General features: G+C 30.8%; 3 protein-coding genes. 1 reads left to right on the top strand and 2 read right to left on the bottom strand.

Annotated features, from left to right (window positions below; all coding sequences use genetic code 11):
- Nucleotides 1-47 precede the first annotated feature (47 nt).
- Together Megvenef_RS09530 and Megvenef_RS09525 are read right to left on the bottom strand one after the other, a co-directional pair.
- On the bottom strand, nucleotides 48-380 hold the full coding sequence (locus Megvenef_RS09530; protein ID WP_322777676.1) for a hypothetical protein: 333 nt from the start codon (nucleotides 378-380) through the stop codon (nucleotides 48-50).
- A complete protein-coding gene (locus tag Megvenef_RS09525; protein ID WP_322777675.1) occupies nucleotides 356-577 on the bottom strand; it encodes a glycosyltransferase in 222 nt (73 codons plus the stop codon). Before Megvenef_RS09525 ends, Megvenef_RS09530 begins: the two co-directional genes overlap by 25 nt.
- A 110-nt stretch (nucleotides 578-687) precedes the next feature.
- Between Megvenef_RS09525 and Megvenef_RS09520 the strand changes: the two genes are divergently transcribed.
- Nucleotides 688-1,188 carry a DNA polymerase III subunit chi gene (locus Megvenef_RS09520; RefSeq protein WP_322777674.1) on the top strand — a complete coding sequence of 167 codons (501 nt, stop codon included), beginning with the start codon at nucleotides 688-690 and terminating at the stop codon, nucleotides 1,186-1,188.
- Nucleotides 1,189-1,262 lie beyond the last annotated feature (74 nt).

Below are 1,262 nucleotides of genomic sequence, written 5' to 3'. Positions count from 1 at the left end.
AAAAAATGAATGTGCGGTGATTTATTTTTGAAATTCTTGAAATTATATCAAAAATTTAGAGTTTTGACGGAGAGACTATCTAGTAGCTTGCTATGTACTACACTCCCAGATCTTCCAACATTACGTATCGCAGAGATCTTGCCTGATAATATTTCGTTTATTGGATTTTGAATTATTTTGCATATACCGGCTAATTTATCAATAGTTGACATACTCTTTGCCACAGGTCCAATTGCGACTTCTGTTCCTAATTTTAAGCACGAGTCCATAAGAACAGAAGTAGAATCTATTTGTAAAATCTCATCACCTTCCACAAAATGAATATAATCGCCAGTAGCAAGACTTATAGCTTTATTTACACTGATACTTGGTCCTTGCATTTCTGAGTAATGATTGTAGTTCTTGGGATATCATTTACTTCTGCTTTAAGTAAATTAAGCGAATTATCCGTGCTACCATCATCAACAAAAATAAATTCCTTACGAAAATTACCTACTATTTTTTTTAATGAATCTACTAGTTTAGCAATATTAGATTCATTATTATGAATAAGGACTATATAAGTACATCTTAGCATGTTATATTTACTCAAACCTCTTGGATAGGAAGGATTATACTTTCACAATCTTTACTATGCAAGGATATGAAATTATTTGTCAGTAAATTTAGTTTTTTAGTTTTTTATAAATGATAAAAATAAGTTGTTATAAAACAAAGCAAGACTTATTAGCAAAAGCGTTTTGCCAACTAGCTCAAAAATGTTATTCCAATTCTATCAATACTTGTGTTATTGCTAACAATAGTGATTTTGTCATGGAGCTAGATAGGGTATTATGGACTTACTCCAAGAAATACTTTATTCCCCATGCGACATCTCAAGATCCATTTCATCAAGAGCAACCTATCTACATTACTCACTCTATTGAAAACCCAAACAATTCAAAAATCATTATTCTTGTCAACCCTACAGAAGATAATTTACTTAAGTTATTTTCTAGCACCAGCGATGTCAAACTCAATACCATTGAAAAAATAATGATAATTTTTGATGATGTCCAACGAATGCAATTCTCTGAAATAAAAGCTCTACTACTTAAAACCAAATTCAATAATTCCGAGATAAGTCTATTTGAACAGTTAAATAGCGGAACATGGCAAGCAACCTCAGAACAAATACATAACTTATAGTTAGTCTCCCCGCCAAAATTGATAAGAATCATGTGATTTAAAAAAATTTCACAAAAAAGGTAGATTTGGGAGTT

The organism is Candidatus Megaera venefica (assembly GCF_034554655.1).
GTDB classification, from domain to species: domain Bacteria; phylum Pseudomonadota; class Alphaproteobacteria; order Rickettsiales; family Rickettsiaceae; genus Megaera_A; species Megaera_A venefica.
Note: the sequence above shows the minus strand (reverse complement) of the source record. Positions and strands in the feature narration are given on the sequence as shown.

Bases quoted from the DNA above. Each gene is read 5' to 3' on its own strand.
- Megvenef_RS09530 (WP_322777676.1), bottom strand. From the start codon at position 380: ATGCAAGGACCAAGTATCAGTGTAAATAAAGCTATAAGTCTTGCTACT.
- Megvenef_RS09525 (WP_322777675.1), bottom strand. From the start codon at position 577: ATGCTAAGATGTACTTATATAGTCCTTATTCATAATAATGAATCTAAT.
- Megvenef_RS09520 (WP_322777674.1), top strand. From the start codon at position 688: ATGATAAAAATAAGTTGTTATAAAACAAAGCAAGACTTATTAGCAAAA.